Annotated in this window: 18 protein-coding genes and 2 pseudogenes; 6 read left to right on the top strand and 14 right to left on the bottom strand. The window is 51.5% G+C overall.

Annotation, left to right across the window (positions count from 1 at the left end):
• Positions 1–2 precede the first annotated feature (2 nt).
• The 11 genes and pseudogenes from BRW62_RS14385 to BRW62_RS05505 all read right to left on the bottom strand — a co-directional run bounded on the left by BRW62_RS14385 (position 3) and on the right by BRW62_RS05505 (position 12512).
• Positions 3–3156, bottom strand: a pseudogene (locus tag BRW62_RS14385) (type I restriction endonuclease subunit R).
• A 76-nt stretch (positions 3157–3232) separates the two neighbouring features.
• On the bottom strand, positions 3233–3487 hold the full coding sequence (locus tag BRW62_RS05550) for a hypothetical protein (RefSeq protein ID WP_099798621.1): 255 nt from the start codon (positions 3485–3487) through the stop codon (positions 3233–3235).
• Positions 3477–3914, bottom strand: coding sequence for a type II toxin-antitoxin system VapC family toxin (locus BRW62_RS05545; protein ID WP_198406179.1), 438 nt, complete (start codon positions 3912–3914; stop codon positions 3477–3479). Before BRW62_RS05545 ends, BRW62_RS05550 begins: the two co-directional genes overlap by 11 nt.
• The gene (locus tag BRW62_RS05540; RefSeq protein WP_099798619.1) at positions 3914–5242 is read right to left on the bottom strand and encodes a restriction endonuclease subunit S; all 1329 of its coding nucleotides are present in this window, start codon (positions 5240–5242) and stop codon (positions 3914–3916) included. Before BRW62_RS05540 ends, BRW62_RS05545 begins: the two co-directional genes overlap by 1 nt.
• Positions 5239–5748 carry a DUF3368 domain-containing protein gene (locus tag BRW62_RS05535; protein WP_198406178.1) on the bottom strand — a complete coding sequence of 170 codons (510 nt, stop codon included), beginning with the start codon at positions 5746–5748 and terminating at the stop codon, positions 5239–5241. The genes BRW62_RS05540 and BRW62_RS05535 overlap by 4 nt, the downstream gene beginning before the upstream one ends.
• On the bottom strand, positions 5745–5975 hold the full coding sequence (locus BRW62_RS05530; RefSeq protein WP_099798618.1) for a UPF0175 family protein: 231 nt from the start codon (positions 5973–5975) through the stop codon (positions 5745–5747). The genes BRW62_RS05535 and BRW62_RS05530 overlap by 4 nt, the downstream gene beginning before the upstream one ends.
• A gap of 4 nt (positions 5976–5979) precedes the next feature.
• A complete protein-coding gene (locus BRW62_RS05525; protein ID WP_099798617.1) occupies positions 5980–6594 on the bottom strand; it encodes a Uma2 family endonuclease in 615 nt (204 codons plus the stop codon).
• Positions 6595–6628: 34 nt separating this feature from the next.
• On the bottom strand, positions 6629–8194 hold the full coding sequence (locus tag BRW62_RS05520; RefSeq protein WP_099798616.1) for a class I SAM-dependent DNA methyltransferase: 1566 nt from the start codon (positions 8192–8194) through the stop codon (positions 6629–6631).
• A gap of 133 nt (positions 8195–8327) precedes the next feature.
• Positions 8328–10379 carry a cation:proton antiporter domain-containing protein gene (locus BRW62_RS05515; RefSeq protein WP_099798615.1) on the bottom strand — a complete coding sequence of 684 codons (2052 nt, stop codon included), beginning with the start codon at positions 10377–10379 and terminating at the stop codon, positions 8328–8330.
• A gap of 64 nt (positions 10380–10443) precedes the next feature.
• Complete coding sequence (trpB, locus tag BRW62_RS05510; RefSeq protein ID WP_099798614.1) at positions 10444–11682, bottom strand: tryptophan synthase subunit beta; 1239 nt, start codon at positions 11680–11682, stop codon at positions 10444–10446.
• 53 nt (positions 11683–11735) lie between these two features.
• Entirely contained in the window at positions 11736–12512 is a 777-nt protein-coding gene (locus tag BRW62_RS05505; RefSeq protein ID WP_099798613.1) for a DUF1350 family protein, read from the bottom strand.
• A 75-nt stretch (positions 12513–12587) separates the two neighbouring features.
• Between BRW62_RS05505 and BRW62_RS05500 the strand changes: the two genes are divergently transcribed.
• The gene (locus BRW62_RS05500; protein WP_099798612.1) at positions 12588–13763 is read left to right on the top strand and encodes a F420-0:Gamma-glutamyl ligase; all 1176 of its coding nucleotides are present in this window, start codon (positions 12588–12590) and stop codon (positions 13761–13763) included.
• Here BRW62_RS05500 and BRW62_RS05495 read toward each other — a convergent pair.
• Entirely contained in the window at positions 13747–15180 is a 1434-nt protein-coding gene (locus BRW62_RS05495) for a class I SAM-dependent methyltransferase (protein WP_227517603.1), read from the bottom strand. The genes BRW62_RS05500 and BRW62_RS05495 overlap by 17 nt on opposite strands.
• Positions 15181–15462: 282 nt before the next feature.
• Between BRW62_RS05495 and BRW62_RS05490 the strand changes: the two genes are divergently transcribed.
• Entirely contained in the window at positions 15463–15732 is a 270-nt protein-coding gene (locus BRW62_RS05490) for a DUF7219 family protein (protein WP_099799851.1), read from the top strand.
• Complete coding sequence (locus BRW62_RS13300) at positions 15713–15910, top strand: hypothetical protein (protein WP_227517704.1); 198 nt, start codon at positions 15713–15715, stop codon at positions 15908–15910. The genes BRW62_RS05490 and BRW62_RS13300 overlap by 20 nt, the downstream gene beginning before the upstream one ends.
• Here BRW62_RS13300 and argC read toward each other — a convergent pair.
• On the bottom strand, positions 15907–16959 hold the full coding sequence (gene argC / locus BRW62_RS05485; protein ID WP_099798611.1) for an N-acetyl-gamma-glutamyl-phosphate reductase: 1053 nt from the start codon (positions 16957–16959) through the stop codon (positions 15907–15909). The genes BRW62_RS13300 and argC overlap by 4 nt on opposite strands.
• 87 nt (positions 16960–17046) lie before the next feature.
• Here argC and BRW62_RS05480 point away from each other — a divergent pair.
• The 3 genes and pseudogenes from BRW62_RS05480 to BRW62_RS05470 all read left to right on the top strand — a co-directional run bounded on the left by BRW62_RS05480 (position 17047) and on the right by BRW62_RS05470 (position 19276).
• A pseudogene (locus BRW62_RS05480) lies at positions 17047–18047 on the top strand (hypothetical protein).
• A gap of 104 nt (positions 18048–18151) precedes the next feature.
• Positions 18152–18556, top strand: coding sequence for a photosystem II protein Psb27 (psb27, locus tag BRW62_RS05475; protein ID WP_099799850.1), 405 nt, complete (start codon positions 18152–18154; stop codon positions 18554–18556).
• Positions 18557–18562: 6 nt separating this feature from the next.
• Positions 18563–19276 (top strand): M15 family metallopeptidase, encoded by a 714-nt coding sequence (locus BRW62_RS05470; protein ID WP_099798610.1) that lies wholly within the window; start codon positions 18563–18565, stop codon positions 19274–19276.
• Positions 19277–19373: 97 nt separating this feature from the next.
• On the opposite strand, the gene BRW62_RS05465 is transcribed toward BRW62_RS05470, so the two are convergent.
• Positions 19374–20804: an ammonium transporter gene (locus tag BRW62_RS05465; protein WP_099798609.1), complete on the bottom strand. Its 1431-nt coding sequence runs from the start codon at positions 20802–20804 to the stop codon at positions 19374–19376.
• Positions 20805–20851 lie beyond the last annotated feature (47 nt).

The following is a 20851-nucleotide window of genomic DNA, read 5'->3' as shown; positions in this document are numbered from 1 at the left end:
TTCTAGGTAATTTGAACCGAACTACCAGCCACCCATGCAGCCGATAGCGCTTCTGCTTGCTTTAGTACATTCTGAACAGCAGCAGTCTGGAGATCGGGCGGATAACCATACTTCCTCAAAATGTGTTTAACCGTCCTCCGCAGTTTGGCTCTAGCACTCTCACGATGCGCCCAATCAACGGTGATATTCGATCGCAGGCTTTTGAGTAATTTACGGGCGATCACTTTTAACTGGTTATTCCCCATGACTTGTACGGCACTTTCATTCTCTGCTAGGGCATCGTAGAAAGCGATTTCTTCAGTCGATAGTCTCTCCTCTTGCCCACGCTGACGGGCGTTACGAATGTCTTTCGCAAGTTCTATGAGTTCTTGGATCACTTCAACGGTACTAATGGCGTTGGTGTGATAGCGCGCGATCGCCTGCTCCAGCCGTTGGGAAAATTTCTTCTCCTCTGTTATATTTATCCGAGTACGGGAGTGTATCTCATCATTCAACAATCGTTTCATGGCTTCAAGGGCGAGGTTTTTCTTTTGCATCTGCTGAATTTCCAGCAGGAAGTCATCGGAGAGAATGGAAATGTCAGGGGAGGATAACCCAGCCGCACTGAGAATATCGACAATTTCGGTAGAGACTACGGCGCGATCGATGATTTGTTGGACAGCCAATTCCCGCTCTGCTTTTGACTTACCATTAGGGGTGCGGGAGCCAACCAAAGCGGCACGGATAGCCTGAAAGAAGCCGACTTCATCGCGAATTTGACGGGCTTCATCACTGGCAGAGGCGAGAGCAAAGGCTTTAGAGAGTGCCAGCACTGCATCTTGATAGCCGCGGTGTGCTTGCTTTTTGGCGTTGTCGTCCGTTTCCCCTTGGGCGGCTTGGTGTTGTTGTTCCAGAATCCACTCGATCGCTTCTGCCATCACCGCTAGGCGTTCTTGGGGCGTACCCACCAAGCCCCGCTGGTAATCGAAACCATGAAACATGGCGCGCACCACATCGTATTTTTCCAGCATCAGGGCGATCGCCTCTTGCTCATCAATCCCCACTTGTCCTTGGTCTAGGGGGGAATAGTCCCGCAGGGCTTCTTTTAGCCGCTGGGCAATACCAATGTAATCCACTACTAAGCCCGCAGGTTTATCCCGAAAAACGCGGTTCACACGGGCGATCGCCTGCATTAGGCTATGCCCTTTCATCGGCTTATCCACATACAGGGTATGCAGTGCGGGGGCATCAAACCCCGTGAGCCACATATCCCGCACAATTACCAGTTGGAGTGGGTCGTTAGGGTCTTTTAATCGCTTTGCCAATAGCTCGCGGCGGGCTTTAGTGCCAATATGGGAGTGCCATTCTTGGGGGTCGCTGGCAGAACCTGTCATCACAATTTTAATTTTGCCCTCATTGTCGTTGTCAGAATGCCAATCGGGACGGAGAGCGATAATTTGATGGTAGAGTTTGACGCAAATCGCCCGACTCATACAGACGATCATGGCTTTACCCGCGAGGGCGGCGACTCGGTTTTCAAAGTGGCTCACTAGGTCAGCGGCGACCAGCTTTAATCGGTTTTCTGACCCAACGAGGGCTTCCACCTTTGCCCATTTTTGATTGAGTCTCGCCTGCTCTGTTTGTTCTTCGTCTTCCAAAAGTTCTTCGATCTCTGCATCAATTTTGGGCTTTTGGTCTTCGGGCAATTCAATCCGAGCGAGGCGGCTTTCGTAATAGATAGGAACTGTTGCCCCATCTTCTACCGCACGGCTGATGTCGTAGATGTCGATGTAGTCGCCAAACACGGCGGGGGTGTTGACATCGGTGGCTTCGATCGGCGTGCCTGTAAAGCCAATAAAGGAGGCATTGGGTAAGGCATCGCGCAGATATTTAGCGAAGCCGTAGGCAATTTCTCCAGTTTTTTGATCTACTTTTGCCCTGAAGCCGTACTGGCTACGGTGGGCTTCATCAGCAATCACGATCACATTACGCCGATCGCTTAGCAGGGGAAAGCGGCTTTCTCCTCGCTCTGGTAAAAACTTTTGTATGGTGGTAAAGATAACCCCACCAGCGGCTCGACTGAGAATCGCTTGCAGGTCTTGCCGATTTTCGGCTTGCTCGGGATTTTGACGAATTAAATCGAGGCACATGGTAAAGGTGGCAAACAGTTGATTGTCTAGGTCGTTGCGATCGGTGATCACTACGAGCGTGGGGTTCTCCAGTTCGGGACGGCGCACCAACTGCCCAGCATAAAATGCCATCAATAGGCTTTTGCCAGAACCTTGGGTATGCCAGATCACCCCCACTTTGCGATCGCTCTGAATTGCGGCAATGGTTCGTGCTACAGCTTTTTTAACAGCGTGGAATTGGTGGTATCCGGCGATGATTTTGTAGATGCCAGAGCCTGTATCGCCAAAAACGATGAAGTTTTGCACGAGGTCGAGCAGTCGCTGTTTGGCAAATACGCCCTCAATCAATACCTGCATTTCTGGTGTGCCTTTGGGGGCGATGCGTTCTCCGTCAATGGTGCGCCAAGGCATAAACCGCTCTAGGTCAGCAGTGAGAGAGCCAATGCGAGCGGTCAGACCATCGGTAATAACGAGCAGGGCATTGGTGCGGAAGAGGGAAGTAATCTGGTTTTTGTAGGTTTGCAGTTGGTTATAGGCGGCGGTAAGGGTAGCGGATTCACTGCTGGGATTTTTTAATCTCAATGACAGCGATCGGCAGTCCATTGATAAACACTACGACATCGGGGCGGCGGTTGTAGCTATTTTCGATGACGGTAAATTGGTTAAGTACCAGCCAGTCGTTATTCTCTGGGTTAGCAAAATCGATCGCATAGACTTTATCGCCGCGAATAGTGCCGTCTATTGTGTACTCGACATCAACTCCTTCGACGAGGGCTTGGTGCAGGCGGCGGTTTTCTTCGATTAAATTAGGCTTGGCGGTGGCGATGAGTTTCTTAAAGGCATCGTCGCGGGCGTCTGGGGGGATGGTGGGATTCAGACGAGCGATCGCTTCTTTGAGTCGGCGGGCGAGGATAACATCGCTATAAGATTCCCGTTCGGGCTGGGAACCGTCGGGGGAGGCGATGACATTGGGCAGGTAGGTGTAACCGAGATTTTGGAATTGCTCAATTAGCAGTTGTTCAATATCGGCTTCGGATAGATAACTCATGCGAGCAGTGGGTTAAGGCATGGATGCTTTCTTCAATAGTAGGTTATTTGCCAAGCGAATCAAGCCGTCAATATCCCTAATCCGAATCTGCCCTGACATCAGCTTGGGTGCAAGGATTGTTTTGTTTTTCTTTTGTGAAGGCTTGGATTTTTTCGTACAAACTATCTACTGTTTCGCCTGCAAATAGTTCATCTTTGGTTTGGAGATAGTCGCCACTTCCTAAGCCTAAAGAGGCAACAAAACGGGCAACTTTCCAAGGCTCCATTTCTTTGACTAAAATTTTTAGAGCTTCTGCTAGGATTTGTTGATCGGATGCTAAGTTAACCCTCATTGCCCAACTCCAAAATAAAATCTACTGGATTAAGAACGGAAATAGTCAAGCTAGTACAACGGTTGATGAGCCGTCTATCACAGGTTAGCATATAGTTGCAGTTTGCGGCTTCAGCACAAGCAACATGTAAGGCATCTAATAATTTTATGCCACTTTCTTGTAGTTTTTTAGCACGATCTTTGATCGCTGGTGTAAGTGTCTGGTTGTGAGTAGCAAACCGAAAGTATGTAAGGACAAATAAGGTTTGCTCTTGCTTGGGATTGCGGCTGATTTCATATTCCAATACCTCAGAAACGACAAGTTCTATTTGTCGACTCTCAATGACTTGAAAAATCAATATAGTAGCCTGAGTTTCTAAAAAGATTTTGGCTTGGGATTGGTCATCAAATGGACGGTGAAAAACGCTAGTGTCTAGGTAAACCCTCACTATAACACTTCCTCTACTATTTTCTCAGCATCTTTTACCCGAATCTCCCCTGACATGAGCTTGGGTAATAGGCGATCGCGCAGTTCTGCTAGTGAATCAGACTCGGATCGATTGCATATAACTTTGTTGAGAAGACTACCTGCTCTTTTTTCAAACTGGCATACAAGATCAAATGGTGGAGTTAAAACTCTCATCTTTTTTAGGTGCATTGGCCCAAAATTTTTTTGAACACTTCCTGAAGCCATCGCCATTAGTTCTTCGAGAAAATATGGACTATTTAAATATAAAAACAAAAAAGATTTTGTAATTTTCTGATCAATGGGTCTAAACCTGATGACGCTGGTATTTAAAACGAGAGGTAAATGTTCCTTACGCACTATTGCACTTCTACCCAGCGTGCCAGAAGTGGACACAACAATGTCCCACTCTCTCAAGTGAAAGTGAGAATATTTACCATTTGCTTCATCATCAGTTATGCGATTTGCTGTTTTAAGATTTAGATCGTTATCTTGAATACATCGAATATTTATAAAACGAGTCCCTTCTTCCGAATTAGTATATTGCCAATTCCTGATTCCTGGACCCTCTTTAAAGTCGATAACTTCAGGCAACGGTTTCTTTTCCCACCCAACGGGCAAGCCCGACTGAGGATCGATCGCATCAGGGAACAGCGACCAGATCGGCTCTGGTAGGTAGGGGGCGCGACCCTCGATTTTGGCGCGGGTGGGTCCAAAGTCCACAAACCAATCTTTGAAGATCGCCCTTGCCATTGCCTCCAGCGTTTCGTTCATCCGCCGATTCAGTTCGATCTTGTCGTCGAGACTGCCCAAAATGTGGGCGATCGCTTTTTGTTCAGTAAGTGGGGGTAAGCAAATCTCTAAACCAGATAGCGTTTCTTGGGTAAGGTTAGTAATAGTTGTCCCACTCCCAATCCTAGTCAGAATTTCTCGGTATTCTGGCGACCTTAGAAGATAGTTTATGAATAGAGGATAAGCTTGATCAAGTGCCTCAATACGAAAACGAATAATAAACCCACTAAAAACACAGTTTATGGGATGTACATTAACCATTGCGACTTGACCTGCACCTGATGCTTTGACTGACGACCGCGCAAATAAAATGTCTCCATACTTTAGTGCTAAACTATCAAGGTTCCGAACTGTTGATTTTTTAACCTCCATTAAATTGTTGATTTGTACAAACCTTCCACCATAAAGCTGTTTAACATTTATGATTGAAAAACCAGAGCCGTAATCATCTTGAGAAAAGTTCAAGCCATTACGAAAACTGCCTAGTTGTCCAATGTTAATTATTTTCCACTCACTCATCGTTCGCCTAGCGTCGGCTTTACCGAATCGCCACCTCCGCTAACATCTGCTGAAACATTATCTACCAACTTTAACGCTTGTAATTTCAAGGCATCACTCATATAAAAGCCAACGGCTTCCAGCGACACGATCGCATCTTGAATCGAGGCAATTATTCCCCTTTTCTGAGCAAAAATCAAGATTCCGATAGTTCCCGTGATTTTTAGACCCAAGCCTTGAGCTACTTTCCGAGCTTTTAGGTCATCCACAATCAATCGATATTGATATTCGTAGGCAAGGGCGATCGCCTGTGCTTCGCCATCATCAACCGAAAGTGAAAGCGCCGCAACCATTCCTTGATCTTTTGGAACTACAACCTTAAGCCAAGATAAACTACTACCGAATTCCTGAGAGACAGCGGGGGGAATCCACACCTCACCAAACAAGCTAGATAGAATATCCAAGCGATCGATCCGCTCCAAAGCAATTAAGCATCCACTGTCAGTAATGATCGGAGTTTGAGTCATGACAACAGATCAACTTCTGCGGCTAATTCATCAGGGGAATAGGAAAATATAGGCACTTGGTAATGCCCCAAAATCTCCATAAATGCCCGTTTGGAATAGCCCGCTACTTTTGCCGCCTGACCGATCGAGAGTTTGCCAACTTCATATAACTTAATGGCTAATAACAGTTTGACTTCATCTGGTGAAACTTCAAGGGGCAATTTTAGTTTTAATTCTTGCATCAACATGATTTTATAGTGTGATTTTCTCTGAACCATTCTCATCTTCAGTTGTTGATGACTCAAAAACCACTTCTTCGTAGAACTGCTCGATCGGTAAACTTAGATTGATACTCTTCAAATCTACGCGATCGCCCTCTCTATAACTCAGGATTACCCATTCGCCCGTATCTTTTCTATGATAAATATCAATCGCCATCTCATCAGAACTGACCAACACATAATCAATTAAATTAGGATTGCGACGGTACCGATCAAACTTTTTGCCGCGATCGTAAGCCTCGGTACTTGGTAATAAAACCTCTACAATTAGGCAAGGATAGGTAATATAGAGCGGATGCTCGCGATCGCGGTCGTCACAAGTTACGCTCAAGTCTGGATAGGTGTAGTTGGCTGTATGGAGAATCCTAATCTTCAAATCCGAGTTGAAAACCTGACATTGACTTCCTCGCAAGTGCGATCGAATCAACAACAAGGAATTTATGGCAATCACGCTATGATTTTTTGTCCCACCACTCATCGCATGAACCCGACCGTCAATCAGTTCGTGCTTTTCTAACTGCTGTGCTTCCCAAGCAAAATACTCTTCGGGAGTAAAGTAACGATCTTGTGTTTTGACAGCAATCATAGGATTCTCCTAATTCCAGAGCTGGAATACTATCTTATACCTCATACCCCAGCCACTCCAAATTTTGACGAATCACACCCTCCAACCGTGCCGACTCCTCGAATTGTTCCGCTAACTTTGCCGTCAGTTCTGCCATCTTTTCCTCAAAAGGCACATCGTCCTCTTCAGCCGCTGCTGCCCCCACATACCGCCCAGGGGTCAGCACATAGTTATGCCCCCGAACTTCTTCTAGACTTGCTGACTTACAAAAACCTGGTACATCCTCATAGCCGCTCCCTTCCCGCCAAGCATGATAAGTATCAGCAATTTTGGCTATATCTTCATCGCTCAATTCCCGCCGTGTGCGATCGACCATGTGTCCCAGCTTGCGGGCATCAATAAATAAAATTTCCCCCCGCCTATCCCTTAATTTCTTATTCCGTGCGATGCCGTTGGACTTATCCTTTGCCAAAAACCACAAACAAGCGGGAATCTGGGTAGAATAAAACAACTGTCCCGGTAGGGCAACCATGCAATCGATCGCCTCACCCTCAATCATTGCCTTGCGGATTTCCCCCTCCCCGCTGGTCTGGGATGACATCGAACCATTCGCCAACACTACCCCCGCTGTCCCTGTCGGTTTCAAATGGTGCCAGATATGCTGTAACCAGGCATAGTTTGCATTGCCTACCGGCGGAATGCCAAACTGCCAGCGGGCAGATTCTCTCAGCCTTTCCCCGCCCCAATCCGAGGTATTAAACGGTGGATTCGCCAAGATAAAATCAAACCGCAAATCGGGGAATTCGTCCTTGTGAAATGACCCGTCCGAGTTCCAGCGAATATCCGCATCAATCCCCCGCACTGCCAAATTCATCTTGCACAAGCGCCAAGTAGTGTAGTTGCTCTCTTGTCCATAAATGGCAATATCCCCAATCCGTCCTTGGTGATCCTGCACAAACTTTTCTGACTGCACAAACATTCCCCCCGAACCACAGCAGGGGTCATACACCCGTCCCCGATAGGGTTGCAACATCTCCACCATCACCCGCACCACCGATCGCGGCGTGTAAAATTCACCCCCCCGCTTGCCCTCCGACCCGGCAAACTGGCTTAAAAAATACTCATACACCCGCCCCAATACATCCCTGGCGGTATCCTGTGCCTCTCCCAACGCGATGTTAGAAATCAAGTCAATCAACTCCCCCAACATCACCGCATTTAAGGCAGGACGGGCATATTCTTTAGGCAAAACCCCCTGCAGCGATGGATTATCCTTTTCAATCGCCAGCATCGCTTCGTCAATTAGTTTACCGATGGTTGGCTGTTTGGCGTTGGCTTGCAAGTGCGACCACCGCGCCGCCTGCGGAACCCAAAACACATTTTCTGCTAGGTACTCATCGCGATCTTCCAAGATGTCTGGGTCATTGGGAAATGATGCCTCTAATTTGCGCCGTTGCGCCTCGAAGCGATCGGTGATGTGCTTGAGAAAGATTAGACCCAAGACCACATGTTTGTAATCTGACGGCTCCATGTTGCCCCGCAATTTGTCCGCCGCCTTGAAAAGTTCGGCTTCATAACCTAGGTTGGCGCCATTCGTTTGGGATGAAGAGGAGTTGGGCATCGGGGTACAGAGCGATTGTTCACATCCACCTTACCCTTAAACGATCGCATCCGCTCTCAGCCCCAGCCCCTCTCCTAGAACGGGAGAGGGGAGTTGAATCGATTAGACAACCAGTTTTGACGGCAGCAACGGTTCATTTATGAGGCTCACCAAATAAAATCACTGATGTGTGCAATTGTTGAACCACTTGAGTTGTAATATCACTTACGGTTAACCCCCCAGCAGTACCGCGACGAATAGAGCGCATTAGCACTAGGTCACACTGTTGTGCCTCTTGCAAAATTGCAGCGGCAATATCGTTGCTAACCAGAGTCTTAATAATAGTCGTGATCTGTGGGGCTTGCTCTTGAGTGATGCTCCCTAAATCGTCTTCAAACTGAGAGGTTTGCTCTTGGGGAGTGTTGGGCAGCACCACATGCAACAAAATCACTTTGGCGTTACTCACTCCCGCCAAGGCTTGGGCAAAACGAACAATCCGCAGGGTCATGGGGGTTAAATCCCGCGTGGGTACTAGGATGGTAGCAATGTTTTCTGGTGCATCCAACAGGCGCGTAATGGCCACAGGGCAAGGGCTTGACCAGAGGACGCTATCAATCATGCTGCCAAACAACCGTGCCTTGAGACTGCTGGTTTCTGACCAGCCCATAACAATAAGGCTGGCATTTTGTTCACGACTGAGGCGGGTAATGCCCAAGGCAATATCATCATCAATGCGAATGGCCGGAGTTACTTCCACTCCGTAGGCATCCGCTAGCTCAACTGCACGACGGATTAACTTACGACTGCGGATCAACTCACCCTCGAGTCGGGGATCGTCCATGTGGACTTGACCACGTACAATCGCTACCGAGACGACTCGTCCTGACTCATAGCGGGCTAGCAATGCCGCTAGTTCAATGAGCGATCGCTGAGTTTGGGGATTGTTGACCGGCACAACCACCGTAAACGGCGGCTGCGGATCCTCAGCGTCCCCATGGGAGCTATCCCACCATGCCGCCACTTCATCAATGGCCTCCTGTTCCGGCTGTGGAATGGGAATGCGATTGGCGGTGCGGGCGGTAATAATGGGGCCCAGAATTGAGGTCACCACCATCAGCACCAAGACACTGTTCAGGATGTCTTTGGTGAGAATCCCTTCTTGAAACCCCACTAGGGTGGCGGCTAGGGTGGCTGCCACCTGCGGCAGCGAAAGAGACCACATCGTCAGCATCTCTACCCGTGTGTAGCGGTACCATAGCGCAGCGAGCCATGCGGCAATAAACTTGCTGCCAATGAGGCCAACCACAATGGCCACCGTAATCCCAATGGATGCCAACGTCTTTACAAAGGCCGGGATGTCAATCAGTAACCCCATATCGACGAAAAAGAAGGGGATAAACAACACCCCGCCCACAAACTCCACCTTTTCTTTGACGGGGCTGTCGCCTAAAACGTCATTGACGGCCAACCCTGCCAAGAACGCACCGACAATCTGCTCAACACCAATGACTTGCGCACCCACCGATGCCACAAAGAGCGCCAAAAGGGTAAACAAAAATTGATTCCCTTGATCGTCGCGCGATCGCCGGAAAAATTCCTTCCCAGCGCGGTCAAACCCCCACAGCACTAAGACGCAGTACAGCCCTAGGGTGATGAGTTGATTCACCAGCGTTAGGGCGGTAAACTCCCCCTGGTTAATCCCCACGCAGATAGCCAAGACGACCAGTGCGGCTGTATCCGTAAAAATGGTGGCACCAATGGTCACTGTCACTGCTTCGTTTTGCACCACCCCCAACCGCCGCACAATGGGGTAGGCCAAAAGGGTATGGGAGGCCAGCAAAGAGCCAATGAGCAGTGACGCATTCCAGCCAAAATTAAACCAACGGCCAATGGTAATACCGGTGAAAATTGGCACAATAAACGTGAGAAAGCCAAAGGCCATCGAGCGTTGGCGAGTTTTGCGAAACTGACTGAGATCAATTTCTAAACCAGCGACAAACATCAGATAGACTTTGCCAATGTCTGACAGCAGCTTCATTGTCTCGGTCTCGTGTGAGAGAAACCGCAGGCCATTGGGGCCAAGAATCACCCCGGCCAACAGCAATCCCACTAGACCCGGAAGGTGCAGCCGTTCAAAGACTGGGGGAATCAGCAGAATCACCGCCAGCAGAACCGTAAAGACAAAAATGGGGTTGCTGACATCCATTGGTGCTTACCCTGCTATGGACAAGAGTGTTGATTCAGATCATCTGATGAATCATCGGAGCAAATTATGCTTGCTGAGCCTCGAAGTAACGACCAATGGTTTCCACATCCTTGTCCCCACGCCCCGAGCAATTGAGGACAATCCGTGGTTGGCCTGTAAGTTGCGGGCATAGGGTTTCAAGGTAGGCAAGGGCATGGGCGGTTTCTAGGGCAGGCAAAATGCCTTCGAGTTCCGCTAAGCGCACACAGGCGGCGATCGCCTCGGCATCGGTCACGCTATAGTATTCCGCCCGGCCAATGTCTTTTAAGTAGCTGTGCTCTGGCCCCACCCCCGGATAATCTAAGCCTGCGCTGATAGAGTGAGCCTCGACCACTTGGCCATCTTGATCTTGGAGCAGGTAACTCATGGCACCGTGCAGCACGCCGACCTGTCCCTTGGTGAGGGTGGCGGCATGGTGAGAGCTATCGATCCCTTCGCCAGCGGCTTCAACACCAATGAGGCGAATCTGGGTATCGGGGACAAACTCGTGGAACAGTCCCATGGCATTCGAGCCACCGCCAACACAGGCTAGGAGAATATCCGGTAGGCCACCCCACTTTTGCTGACACTGCTGCCGTGTTTCCGCCCCAATAATGGCATGGAACTCCCGCACTAGCATGGGGTAGGGATGGGGGCCAGCCACAGAGCCAAGGATATAGTGGGTGGTTTCCACATTGGTCACCCAGTCGCGAATTGCTTCAGAGGTAGCATCCTTGAGGGTGCCTGTTCCGGCACTCACCGGCGCAACCTCTGCACCCAGCAGCCGCATCCGTAAAACATTCAGCCGCTGGCGCTCCATATCCTGTACGCCCATATAGATCACGCACTGTAGGCCAAAACGAGCGCAGACAGTCGCCGTGGCCACACCGTGCTGTCCGGCACCGGTTTCGGCAATAATGCGCCGCTTGCCCATGCGCTGAGCAAGGAGTACCTGTCCCAAGGCATTGTTGATTTTGTGGGCACCGGTGTGGTTTAAGTCTTCGCGTTTTAAGTAAATTTGGGGTTGAACGTAGGAATTGGCGTAGTGGGCACTGAGGCGCTCAGCAAAGTATAGGGGGCTAGGGCGACCCACATAATCGTGGAGGAGCTGCTGTAGTTCCTGCTGAAAGCTGGGGTCTTGACGATAGTGATTAAAGGCCGCTTCTAGCTCTGCCAAGGCCGGCATGAGGGTTTCGGGGACGTACTGACCACCAAAGCGACCAAAGCGGCCACGATGATCGGGGCGGGCAGCAGTACTCAAAGCATCAGTAGAAGCAGCAGTCACAGGCACAATCCTTCACGAGTAATGTTGAGGGGGTCTTATAGGATTGTGCCACGTCATGGCAGACGGCGGCTGAGGGTGCGGCTTGGGTTCAGCCAATCATCTAGGCACGCCTCTAAAACCTGCATTTCGGGAAAAAGGCTTTGCCGCAGCCATTGCCCGATCGCATCTAGAGGGGAAAATTCTGCCCCCACTTGCCAGTTGAGTCCTTGGCTGAGGGGGGTCAGGTGATTGCCCGGTAGGCTTAAGGCAGTGACCAGATCGGCAAATTTGGCTTTTAAGAGGCTACGCAGGCGGGCTGTTTGGTCAATGTCATCCTCTTGAAAGCGAATGAGGAGGTTGCGGCGGACGGGGTAGCGCTCTTGGATCAGGTGTTCTGTTTCTTTGGGGCTGGGGCTGAATTCAACGCCCACCGGCGCAAGGTTCTCCATCCAAGGAATGGATTGACTGGCGGCGTAGTTATTGAAGGCCATAAATATATTACCGGCGCGATCGCCATCGTAGAGGCTATTAATCAGCAGGTGGAGCTTACAGCCCATACTGTGCCCCAGCCCGTAGATGGGCAACCCAGGGGGGTAGTTTTGGCGGTACTCCAGCCAGTCAAGGGCATAGTCAAGTTTGTTGAGCACCTCAAGGGCGATCGCCGCGTGATCAAAGGTATTCACAAAGGGGGTAGCGATAATGCCATAGCCAACGCTGGCTAAGTGCTCCAGCAATCGCCGATAGGTCAACTGGGGGGCTGCCGCCACAAAGGCTCCCCCAAGAAAATGAATCCAGCCCACGGGACGACGTGGCACCAACAGCCAGTTGCCACGCACCTCTTGCCATTCCAAAATGATTGACCTCCAAACGTGCGCAATTAACTGTAATGTAACGAATACGCGGACAACGGTGTAATAGGAGACGGTATGGTCGCTCAACTGATTGCCCTTGGCGCAGCCGGAGTTGGGGTACTGGCAGCACTAGTGGCTCTAGGGTTGGAATGGCGCTATCGTAAGCGGCCAGCCCATCCCTTAGAGATTATTCCTGCCGTGTGGAACCTTGAAATTTACGAGCCGCAGCACTATCGCTTTGTCGGCCAGTTGGGGCTGAGCAATCCGCACCGTGGGCTAGAAGTCATGGTGCCGAATCTCACGGCTGAAGTAGTTCTCTTGGCCGACAGCGCCGTGGACACCATTCAAACAGAGGTGTACGTTACCCCCCGGCACCCAGAACCCGAATTTGCCCCCCGCGCCGATGGCTATTGGTTTGCCTATATTGTGAAATCCACAAAGCAAACCAGTGTTGAACTGCGGGTGGATCTGCGGGGGGTGAATGTGGCAGACGTGCAGGCAGCTTGGGTTAAGGTGCATTACGTTGCCTATGGTCCCCATGGTCGCTTTGCCAAGACCCACCATGAATTTATCCCCCTGAAATTTCCAGCCAAGGGGGAAAGCGGTGTGTGGCGGCCGGCGGAAGGCTGTCAAGTGCTGCCCATTCGCACCCACTTACTCACACCCCTAGATGTGCCGCTGGAGGTTGTCAATCGCTACGTGCTCCCCCACGCCCAAGCGGGAGATATTGTGGCCATTGGCGAAACGCCGATCGCCATCATCCAAGGTCGCCTCAAGGATCCGGCGCAGTTAACACCGGGCTGGGTGGCTACGCGGGTGTGTCAGTTCTTTTTGCCGACCTCTAGCCTTGCCACGGCCTGTGGGATGCAAGCTCTGGTTGAGGAGGTAGGCGAGCTACGGGTGCTGCTGGCCTTCTTAGGTGGGGCGATCGCCAAACTATTTGGCTATCGGGGTGGATTTTACCAGTTGGCCGGAGAGCAAGCGCGACTCATTGATGATGTCACCGGCACCTTACCCCCCTACGATCAATTTATTGTCATGGGACCTGCCAACCCCCAAGTGGTAGTGGACGACCTCGCGGCCAAAACAGGTCTTGGGGTAGCCATTGTCGATGTCAACGATCTCGGTGCGGTCAAAGTGCTGGCGGCAAGTGCGGGCGTATCGCCACAGCTATTGACCGCTGCCCTGCGCAAAAACCCGGCCGGTAATGCCGATGAGCAAACCCCCATCGTTCTCATTCGCCCCAATTAGGACTGACAAGAACAAATAAGCCTGTTTCTAAGCGGGTCAGCAGTGCCCGTAATTGCTGTTGCGCAGCGGCAGGCTCAAGGGGGTCAAGGGTGACGGGATCACGGGGTGAGAGTTGCCGGTAGCGATCGCATAGCGCTGTAAAGGGTAGTGATCCCTCAAACAAGGGTAGGAGAGTGGCCAACCCAAGAGGATCGATGTACACCGAGCTAGGGCTAGCAGCACTCATGAAGGTGCCTAAATCCACAATCAGGCGATCGCTTAAGTAATTGAGCCATTTCTCCTTGATCTCGGCGGTTCGCAACTGCGGGTGGAGGTGGATAGTGGCCTGCTGCCATTGCGTTTCTGACCACTCTTCAAGGGGCGCAACCTCAGCCTTAGTGCCACCATGCCCACACCAAAAATCTAAAAGGCGATGCACTGGATGAATCAGTTCGTACATCTCGAGTTGTACCTGTAAGGGCACATCTGGCAAGCTCAAGGCTAAAAAGGTCGGTAAATTCTCAGGATCCCTAAACAGATCCAACAGGTTCCAATGGCGCCAGTTAACCATCGAAATGAACTCCAGATCAGCCGCCGCCAAGTAGGCAAACATCTCAGGGATCGTGCTGCCCTTATCCCCAACGAGAAGATGATTGGCCAACAGGGCTTCATTGCTGGCATCGTTGACATCGTTGTAATGGGGGTTCCATGCCCGTGCTTTTAAGTCCACGCCGTCTTTGAGTTCCTGCATCACCTCCCGCACGATTTCCATCTCTAAGTCTTCGGGGTTACCATCCATCAGTCCCATCAAACGAAAGAGACCTTGAGCGCGATAAAAGGGAAACCGTTGGAACGCACTGTGCAAATTAGTGCGCAGAATGCCCTCTGGCTTGAGGACACTTTTAAGCGCCTGTAACCCCTCTACGGCATCGGGCAATAGGTACAGCACCTCATCGCAGTTAATGTAATCAAATTGCTCTGCCCAGGTGGGTAACTCTAAAATGGAGCGGGTTTCAAAGAAGACATTCTCAATGTTGTGAAACTTCAAGCGCTCCGCCGCCAATTTGACGGATTCCGCCGACAAATCAATGCCGACAATTTCTGCCCCCGGATTGGCGATCGCCAGCACCAAGGACTTATAGCCTGTCCCACACCCCGCATCAAGAATGCGTTTGCCACGGGTCTCGGGGACACGACGATCCCTCAGATAAAAGGCGGTGACCAGATCATGAACAAACAGAACATTGGGGTTATCCTTAGGCGACTTGTCAAGGGCAATGCGTGGATACGGACCATAGTCAAACTGGCGGCGAACTTTCTCTAGATCAGCATCAGTGGCCATCAACCAACACTCCATAAATAAACCAAATTTCACCAATTGACCCTCCTCATTGGCGTGAGGGAGAAGAGCCTTGGTGGTATGAGGCAACTGGTTCAAACCGAGTCACCTTTACCCAATAATTTCGGCTATCACGCAGATGATTTCCAACATATTCTTGGTATTGAATGCCACCTGCCCTATGTTGATTGCCACGTTTGGGTCTCGGTCTAGTTTAGCCCCACATGCGCAGCGATGGGGGTGCCGCCCCAACCCACCAAAAAGAAGGGCGATTTTTGTATTTGCTAAGCCCTGTCGGAACCCTACAGCGCCAGTGATCCCGCAAGTGTTGATAGAATAGTTAGTAGATTCATTTGCCAAAGGGCTACTCCTGTGTCTGAACTGCCCCAACCAGAATTTGATAAAGACAAGTTTTTGTACCCTACCAGTCGCTATCACGGTAACTTTACGCCGCAAAATTTGGCATTTAATGCCAATTTGCAGGAGTTTGCTCAGCGGGTGAGTTACATCTGTGGGTTGGAAACGGGTGGTAAGTTGCCCCCTCAAGAGGCCTATAACGAAATCAAAGCGCTCTGGAAGCAGTTAAAAAAATCCCGCGAAATGTTGTTGGACTATGAGCCTAACCCACCCGATGAGACCGCTGGGGACTAAAATGCCGCGATCGCCCCATTATCCCACGACCCTACTACTGAGCTTGGGCACAGCGCCTTTTCTGGTGGGGGTGTGTGTTGGCCGTGTCCTGTGGGCGTTCAGCTTAGACCTCAGTGCTGCGAGTACCGAACTCCTCCGAGGGGAGTGCCTGCCCCTAGTGAATGCTGACGAGGTTTAGGGGTAAAAGGCTACTTGAGGTAGGCCAAGGGTTTCCGGCCACCCCATCATGATATTCAAACACTGGATTGCCTGCGCTGCTTGCCCCTTCATCAGGTTGTCGATAGCCGACATAACGATCACCCGTCCAGTGCGTTCATCCACCTCAATGCCAATGAAGCAGGCATTGGTGCCCCACGCCCACTTGGTTTGCGGGTAGATGCCTGGCGGCAAAATACTGACCCAGGGCGAATGACGATAGAACGCTTGATAAATGGTGATTAAGTCCTCCCGTACCAGACCTGGATCCCGCAGAGTCGCGTACACCGTGGCAAGAATCCCCCGCGGCATCGGGATAAGGTGAGGGGTAAACTGTACCAACACCGACTGCCCTGATAAATCGCTACAGATGGCTTCAATTTCAGGGGTATGGCGGTGGCGGGCAACATTGTAGGCGGCTACAGAATTATCGGCTTCCGCCAGCAACAAATTCACTTTGCCTTGACGCCCGCCGCCGGAGGTGCCGGATTTGGCATCGATAATTGCGGTATTAGGTTCAATAAGCCCCTGTTTGATCAAGGGGGCAAGCGCCAGCAGACTGGCTGTGGGGTAACACCCTGGACAGCCAATCAGGGAACTTTTGGCAATGCGATCGCGATAAAGCTCCGGTAGGCCATACACCGCCTGTGCGGCAATCGCAGCATCATCCCGCTCGGTGCCATACCACTGGGTATAGGTTTTGAGGTTCTGAAAGCGATAATCCGCCGAGAGATCCAGTACCTTACAGCCCCGCGCTAACAGTTGCGGAGCGAGGGTGAGGGCAAGGCCATTGGGGAGGGATAAAAATACAACTTGGGTGCGATCGCCAATAGCGGCAACATCCACTGGCTCAACCGTTAAATTCACCCGTCCTTGCAAATGGGGATACAACTCAGTGTAAGGGCGACCCGCGCTACCTTCGCCCCCCAGATAGGTAATGTCCGCGTAGGGATGATCTAGCAGTAAACGCACCAGTTGAATGCCACCATACCCCGATGCCCCAATAATGCCAACCGCAATGCGATCGCCCATACCTCACTCCCTTGTTGTTGCCCTTAGTGTACCGTTTTTTCACCAGTTCGCTTATACTGCCGGATCTGTCCTCAAGCATTCATGTCGATGGAGCCAACCCCTGATTTTGTCTTGCCTCTCCCTGCTGCGGATGCCTCTCTCACTGAAGCGGAGTTTTTACAGCAGGTGCGCCAAGCGTGGCAGGTGTGTGAACGCTTTGATCTGCAAACGGAGATTTGGCGGGGGCAAATTTTACGGGCGGTGCGCGATCGCTACCGCCATCAAGGCGATGAACGGGGAGTAGGCTTTAGCCACTGGCTACAGGAACACGACATTAGCAAGCGCCGTGCCTACGATCTGATTCAGTTGGCCGATCGCGCCGATGAGCTACTAACCCAGCGTCCCCTTCCCCCCGAAGCTATTTCTCGCTTTAGCAAACGGGCTTTTTTAGAAACCGCCGCTGCCGACCCCGAAGTCCAAGCCCTCATTACCGATGCGGCGCAACAGGGCGATCGCATTACCCATCGCGAGGTTCGCCAACTACAGGAGCAGTGGACTGCCCTCAACTCCGACCTGTTACCCACCATTGTTCGCGAAAAAGCGAGCGATCGCACCCTTGCCCCCCGCTATGTAGCGCCATTGGTCAAAGAACTCCGTAAACTCCCCGCGGATCAGCAGCAAGAACTCACCCAGGAATTGGTTAGAGATCCAAGTGTTGACACCGTCAAACAGGTCACCGCTACAGCGCGGCAGTTGGGGCGTTACCTCGAGGCAGCCCCACACATTCAAGCCCTGAATGCCACCCCGTGGATCTACAGCAGGTACTGGCAGAAGCCCAACGGCTTGGCCAACTACACACCCTCGCGGATCTCCTCCAGCAAGCCGCACAGTTAGAGAGCACCATTGCCCGTCTTTATACCACATGGCAGCGGGTCAGTCAGTTAAGCGATCGCCTCTACACCGAGGCTGGCGCCAGCACGCCCCACCTACAGGCACTATTAGAGGCACTGGATTTACTCTCCGGTGATATGGTGCAAATAGACCTAGGCGGCAAAGCGGTGCGTTTGCATATCCTTGCGGCCTCAGACACCCCAGCCCATTGCTCGTGATCCCTAGGCCAGAGCGTTGTGGATCGTTCTCGAAACCGTCATGGGTTAAAATCAGCATTGTGCATAGCTACGATGGCTGTGCAGATCTCTTGTTGGGGTTTGCTATGAAGCGTTTTTGGGTCGCCGTTTGCGTCATTTTCCTGAGTTTTTCCCTACTGCTCACCAGTTGTGCCAATGTGCCAGCGGGCTTGAGCGGTAACTTTCGGCAGGATACATTAACCTTGATTGGGAGCTTACGCGAGGCGATCGCCCTACCGGAGAATGACCCCGGCAAGAAAGCGGCTCAAGCCGACGCCCGCAAGAAGCTCAACGACTTTTTCGCCCTGTACCGCCGCGATGAGTCTCTGCGCTCCTTAGCGTCCTTTACAACCATGCAGACGGCGCTGAACTCCCTAGCCGGTCACTATAGCTCTTATCCCAACCGCCCCCTCCCTGAAAAATTAAAGGCCCGCCTCGAACAGGAATTTAAGCAAGTTGAACTGGCGCTTGAGCGGGAAGCCAATAGCTAGTGCCGTATGGGGCAAAAACCCTACACCTGTGTTCCCATTCATGAGTGTGGTGAACCCCTCGCCCCGATTCCCGAGGGGATTGTACGTTTGTCTCCCCATCCCTATCAGCAGGTGGGTGCCCCCTACGGTAATGCGTCCCCCTTCTGGCTGCGCGTGGGCGTCATTACTGCCCTAGAGGCAGCTCAAGCATCCCTCATGAGCTACGGTTGGCGATTAGCAATTTTTGATGCCTATCGACCGGTAGCCGTGCAGCAGTTCATGGTGGAGCACACCTTTCGGGAACTCTGCACCCAGCGCGATCTTAATCCCCAACAGATAGATGGGTCCCTTGCCACCACCCTATGGGAGCAAGTGTATTTGTTTTGGGCCATTCCCAGTCAAGACCCGCAACAGCCTCCTCCCCACAGTACCGGCGCAGCGGTGGATCTCACCCTCGTCGATGAGACAGGCACTCTCCTAGACATGGGCGGGGCAATTGATGAACTATCGGAACGCTCTTATCCTGACTTTTACGATCGCCACCCCCATTTAGCTCATGCCAAGAACATTGCCGAACGTCGTCAGCGACTCAACCAAGCGATGACCAACGCCGGGTTTCAACGCCATCCGAACGAGTGGTGGCATTTTTCCCTTGGCGATCAGCTATGGGCATGGCAAACACAGCAGCAAACCGGGCAATCGGATATCGTTGCCCGCTATGGCCGCATTGATTTTGCCTAGAGATAAAAAAACTGCCCCCCCGAGGAGGGCAGTAAAAACCACCTAGGGCAATGGAGTCAACCACCAGAGTGGTTCAACTCCAAACTTGTATGGCCGGCTACTCCTTCAGGAAGCCACTGTAGGCTTCCATGCCATGCTCGCCAATGTCTAAACCTTTTAGCTCCTCTTCTTCCGACACGCGAATGCCAAGGGTTTGCTTCAGTGCCAGCCAGAAGATGCTCGTCATCAACACCGTGAAACCACCAACCGTTAAGATGCCAATGACTTGGGCAATGAGCTGGGTAACCCCATGACCTGTGAGCAATCCCAGTTCTTTATGGAATAAACCAACCGCTAGGGTTCCCCACGTCCCACAGACAAGGTGAACCGACGTGGCACCAACAGGATCATCAATTTTAATCCGATCAAAGAAGAGGACAGAGTAAACGACAATGACACCACCAATGGCACCGATGACCACGGCACTCCAGTAGGAAACGGTAGCACAGGGTGCCGTAATGGAGACCAAGCCAGCAAGAATGCCGTTAATAATCATGGATAAATCGGGCTTGCCAATGACCACCCACGCGGTAATCGTTGCCGCAACACCGCCCGCTGCCGCCGCAAGGTTGGTGGTTACAGCAATATAGGGTACCGCTTCATTGGCAGCGAGTTCAGACCCTGGGTTAAAGCCAAACCAGCCAATCCACAGAATTAAACACCCCAGCATCGCAAAGCCCATGTTATGCCCTGGGAGTGCATTGGGGGTGCCATCGGCGGCGTACTTGCCAATGCGCGGTCCTAGGAACGCTGCCCCCATCAGAGCCGCCCAACCGCCTACGGCGTGAACCACCGTGGAGCCTGCAAAGTCAGAAAAGGCAACCTCTTCACCCAGGAAGGGCATATCAGATAGCAGGCCGCCACCCCAGACCCAGTGACCACTGATGGGATAGGAAATGCCTGTGAGCAGCAAGCTAAAGATTAAAAAGTCAATGAATTTGACGCGCTCGGCAACTGCCCCAGAAACAATGGTGGCAGCCGTACCGGCAAAGGCTGCTTGGAACAGAAACGCTACCGGGATCGCTAAGCCTTCTGGAAAGGGAGCGAGGCCGTAGGTTTCTGGATTTTCACTGCTAAGGAAAAAGCCCCCCAAGCCAATAAAGGCATTTCCTTCGGTACCAAACATAAAGGAAAAGCCAATGGCCCAGTAGGCCAAGGTGGCCAAGGCAAAGACAATCAAGTTTTTCGAGAGGATGTTCACTGCGTTTTTCTGGCGACAGAAGCCGGTTTCCAGCATCCCGAAGCCAGCATTCATGAAAATCACCAAGACGGCGGCAATAAACACCCAAATGGTATTGAGTACCCCTTGAACGTATTCAGGAGTAAGGGGTTGATCCTGTGCCTGTGCTGCGACACCCCAAACGGCAACAATAATGAGGGCAAGGGGGATGCAAGCGACAAGCGCTGGCGATCGCCAGCGGATGTTGGGTTGCCAATCTAGTAACGGTCGCTTTTGCCGTCTAGCACGTTTCAGTTTTAACTTGGACATCGCTTTCGTTCTCAACGGATGGACAAAAGACAAGGCTTGCAAACGAT

Source organism: Thermostichus lividus PCC 6715, assembly GCF_002754935.1.
Classification (GTDB): Bacteria; Cyanobacteriota; Cyanobacteriia; order Thermosynechococcales; family Thermosynechococcaceae; genus Thermosynechococcus; species Thermosynechococcus lividus.
This window is presented reverse-complemented; position numbering and strand designations above follow the sequence as displayed.

Coding starts and splice junctions, on each gene's coding strand:
- BRW62_RS05535 (WP_198406178.1), bottom strand. CDS start 5,748: ATGACTCAAACTCCGATCATTACTGACAGTGGATGCTTAATTGCTTTG.
- BRW62_RS05525 (WP_099798617.1), bottom strand. CDS start 6,594: ATGATTGCTGTCAAAACACAAGATCGTTACTTTACTCCCGAAGAGTAT.
- BRW62_RS05500 (WP_099798612.1), top strand. CDS start 12,588: ATGGTCGCTCAACTGATTGCCCTTGGCGCAGCCGGAGTTGGGGTACTG.
- BRW62_RS05515 (WP_099798615.1), bottom strand. CDS start 10,379: ATGGATGTCAGCAACCCCATTTTTGTCTTTACGGTTCTGCTGGCGGTG.
- BRW62_RS05540 (WP_099798619.1), bottom strand. CDS start 5,242: ATGAGTGAGTGGAAAATAATTAACATTGGACAACTAGGCAGTTTTCGT.
- psb27 (WP_099799850.1), top strand. CDS start 18,152: ATGAAGCGTTTTTGGGTCGCCGTTTGCGTCATTTTCCTGAGTTTTTCC.
- argC (WP_099798611.1), bottom strand. CDS start 16,959: ATGGGCGATCGCATTGCGGTTGGCATTATTGGGGCATCGGGGTATGGT.
- BRW62_RS13300 (WP_227517704.1), top strand. CDS start 15,713: ATGAGACCGCTGGGGACTAAAATGCCGCGATCGCCCCATTATCCCACG.
- BRW62_RS05530 (WP_099798618.1), bottom strand. CDS start 5,975: ATGTTGATGCAAGAATTAAAACTAAAATTGCCCCTTGAAGTTTCACCA.
- BRW62_RS05465 (WP_099798609.1), bottom strand. CDS start 20,804: ATGTCCAAGTTAAAACTGAAACGTGCTAGACGGCAAAAGCGACCGTTA.
- BRW62_RS05520 (WP_099798616.1), bottom strand. CDS start 8,194: ATGCCCAACTCCTCTTCATCCCAAACGAATGGCGCCAACCTAGGTTAT.
- BRW62_RS05550 (WP_099798621.1), bottom strand. CDS start 3,487: ATGAGGGTTAACTTAGCATCCGATCAACAAATCCTAGCAGAAGCTCTA.
- BRW62_RS05470 (WP_099798610.1), top strand. CDS start 18,563: ATGGGGCAAAAACCCTACACCTGTGTTCCCATTCATGAGTGTGGTGAA.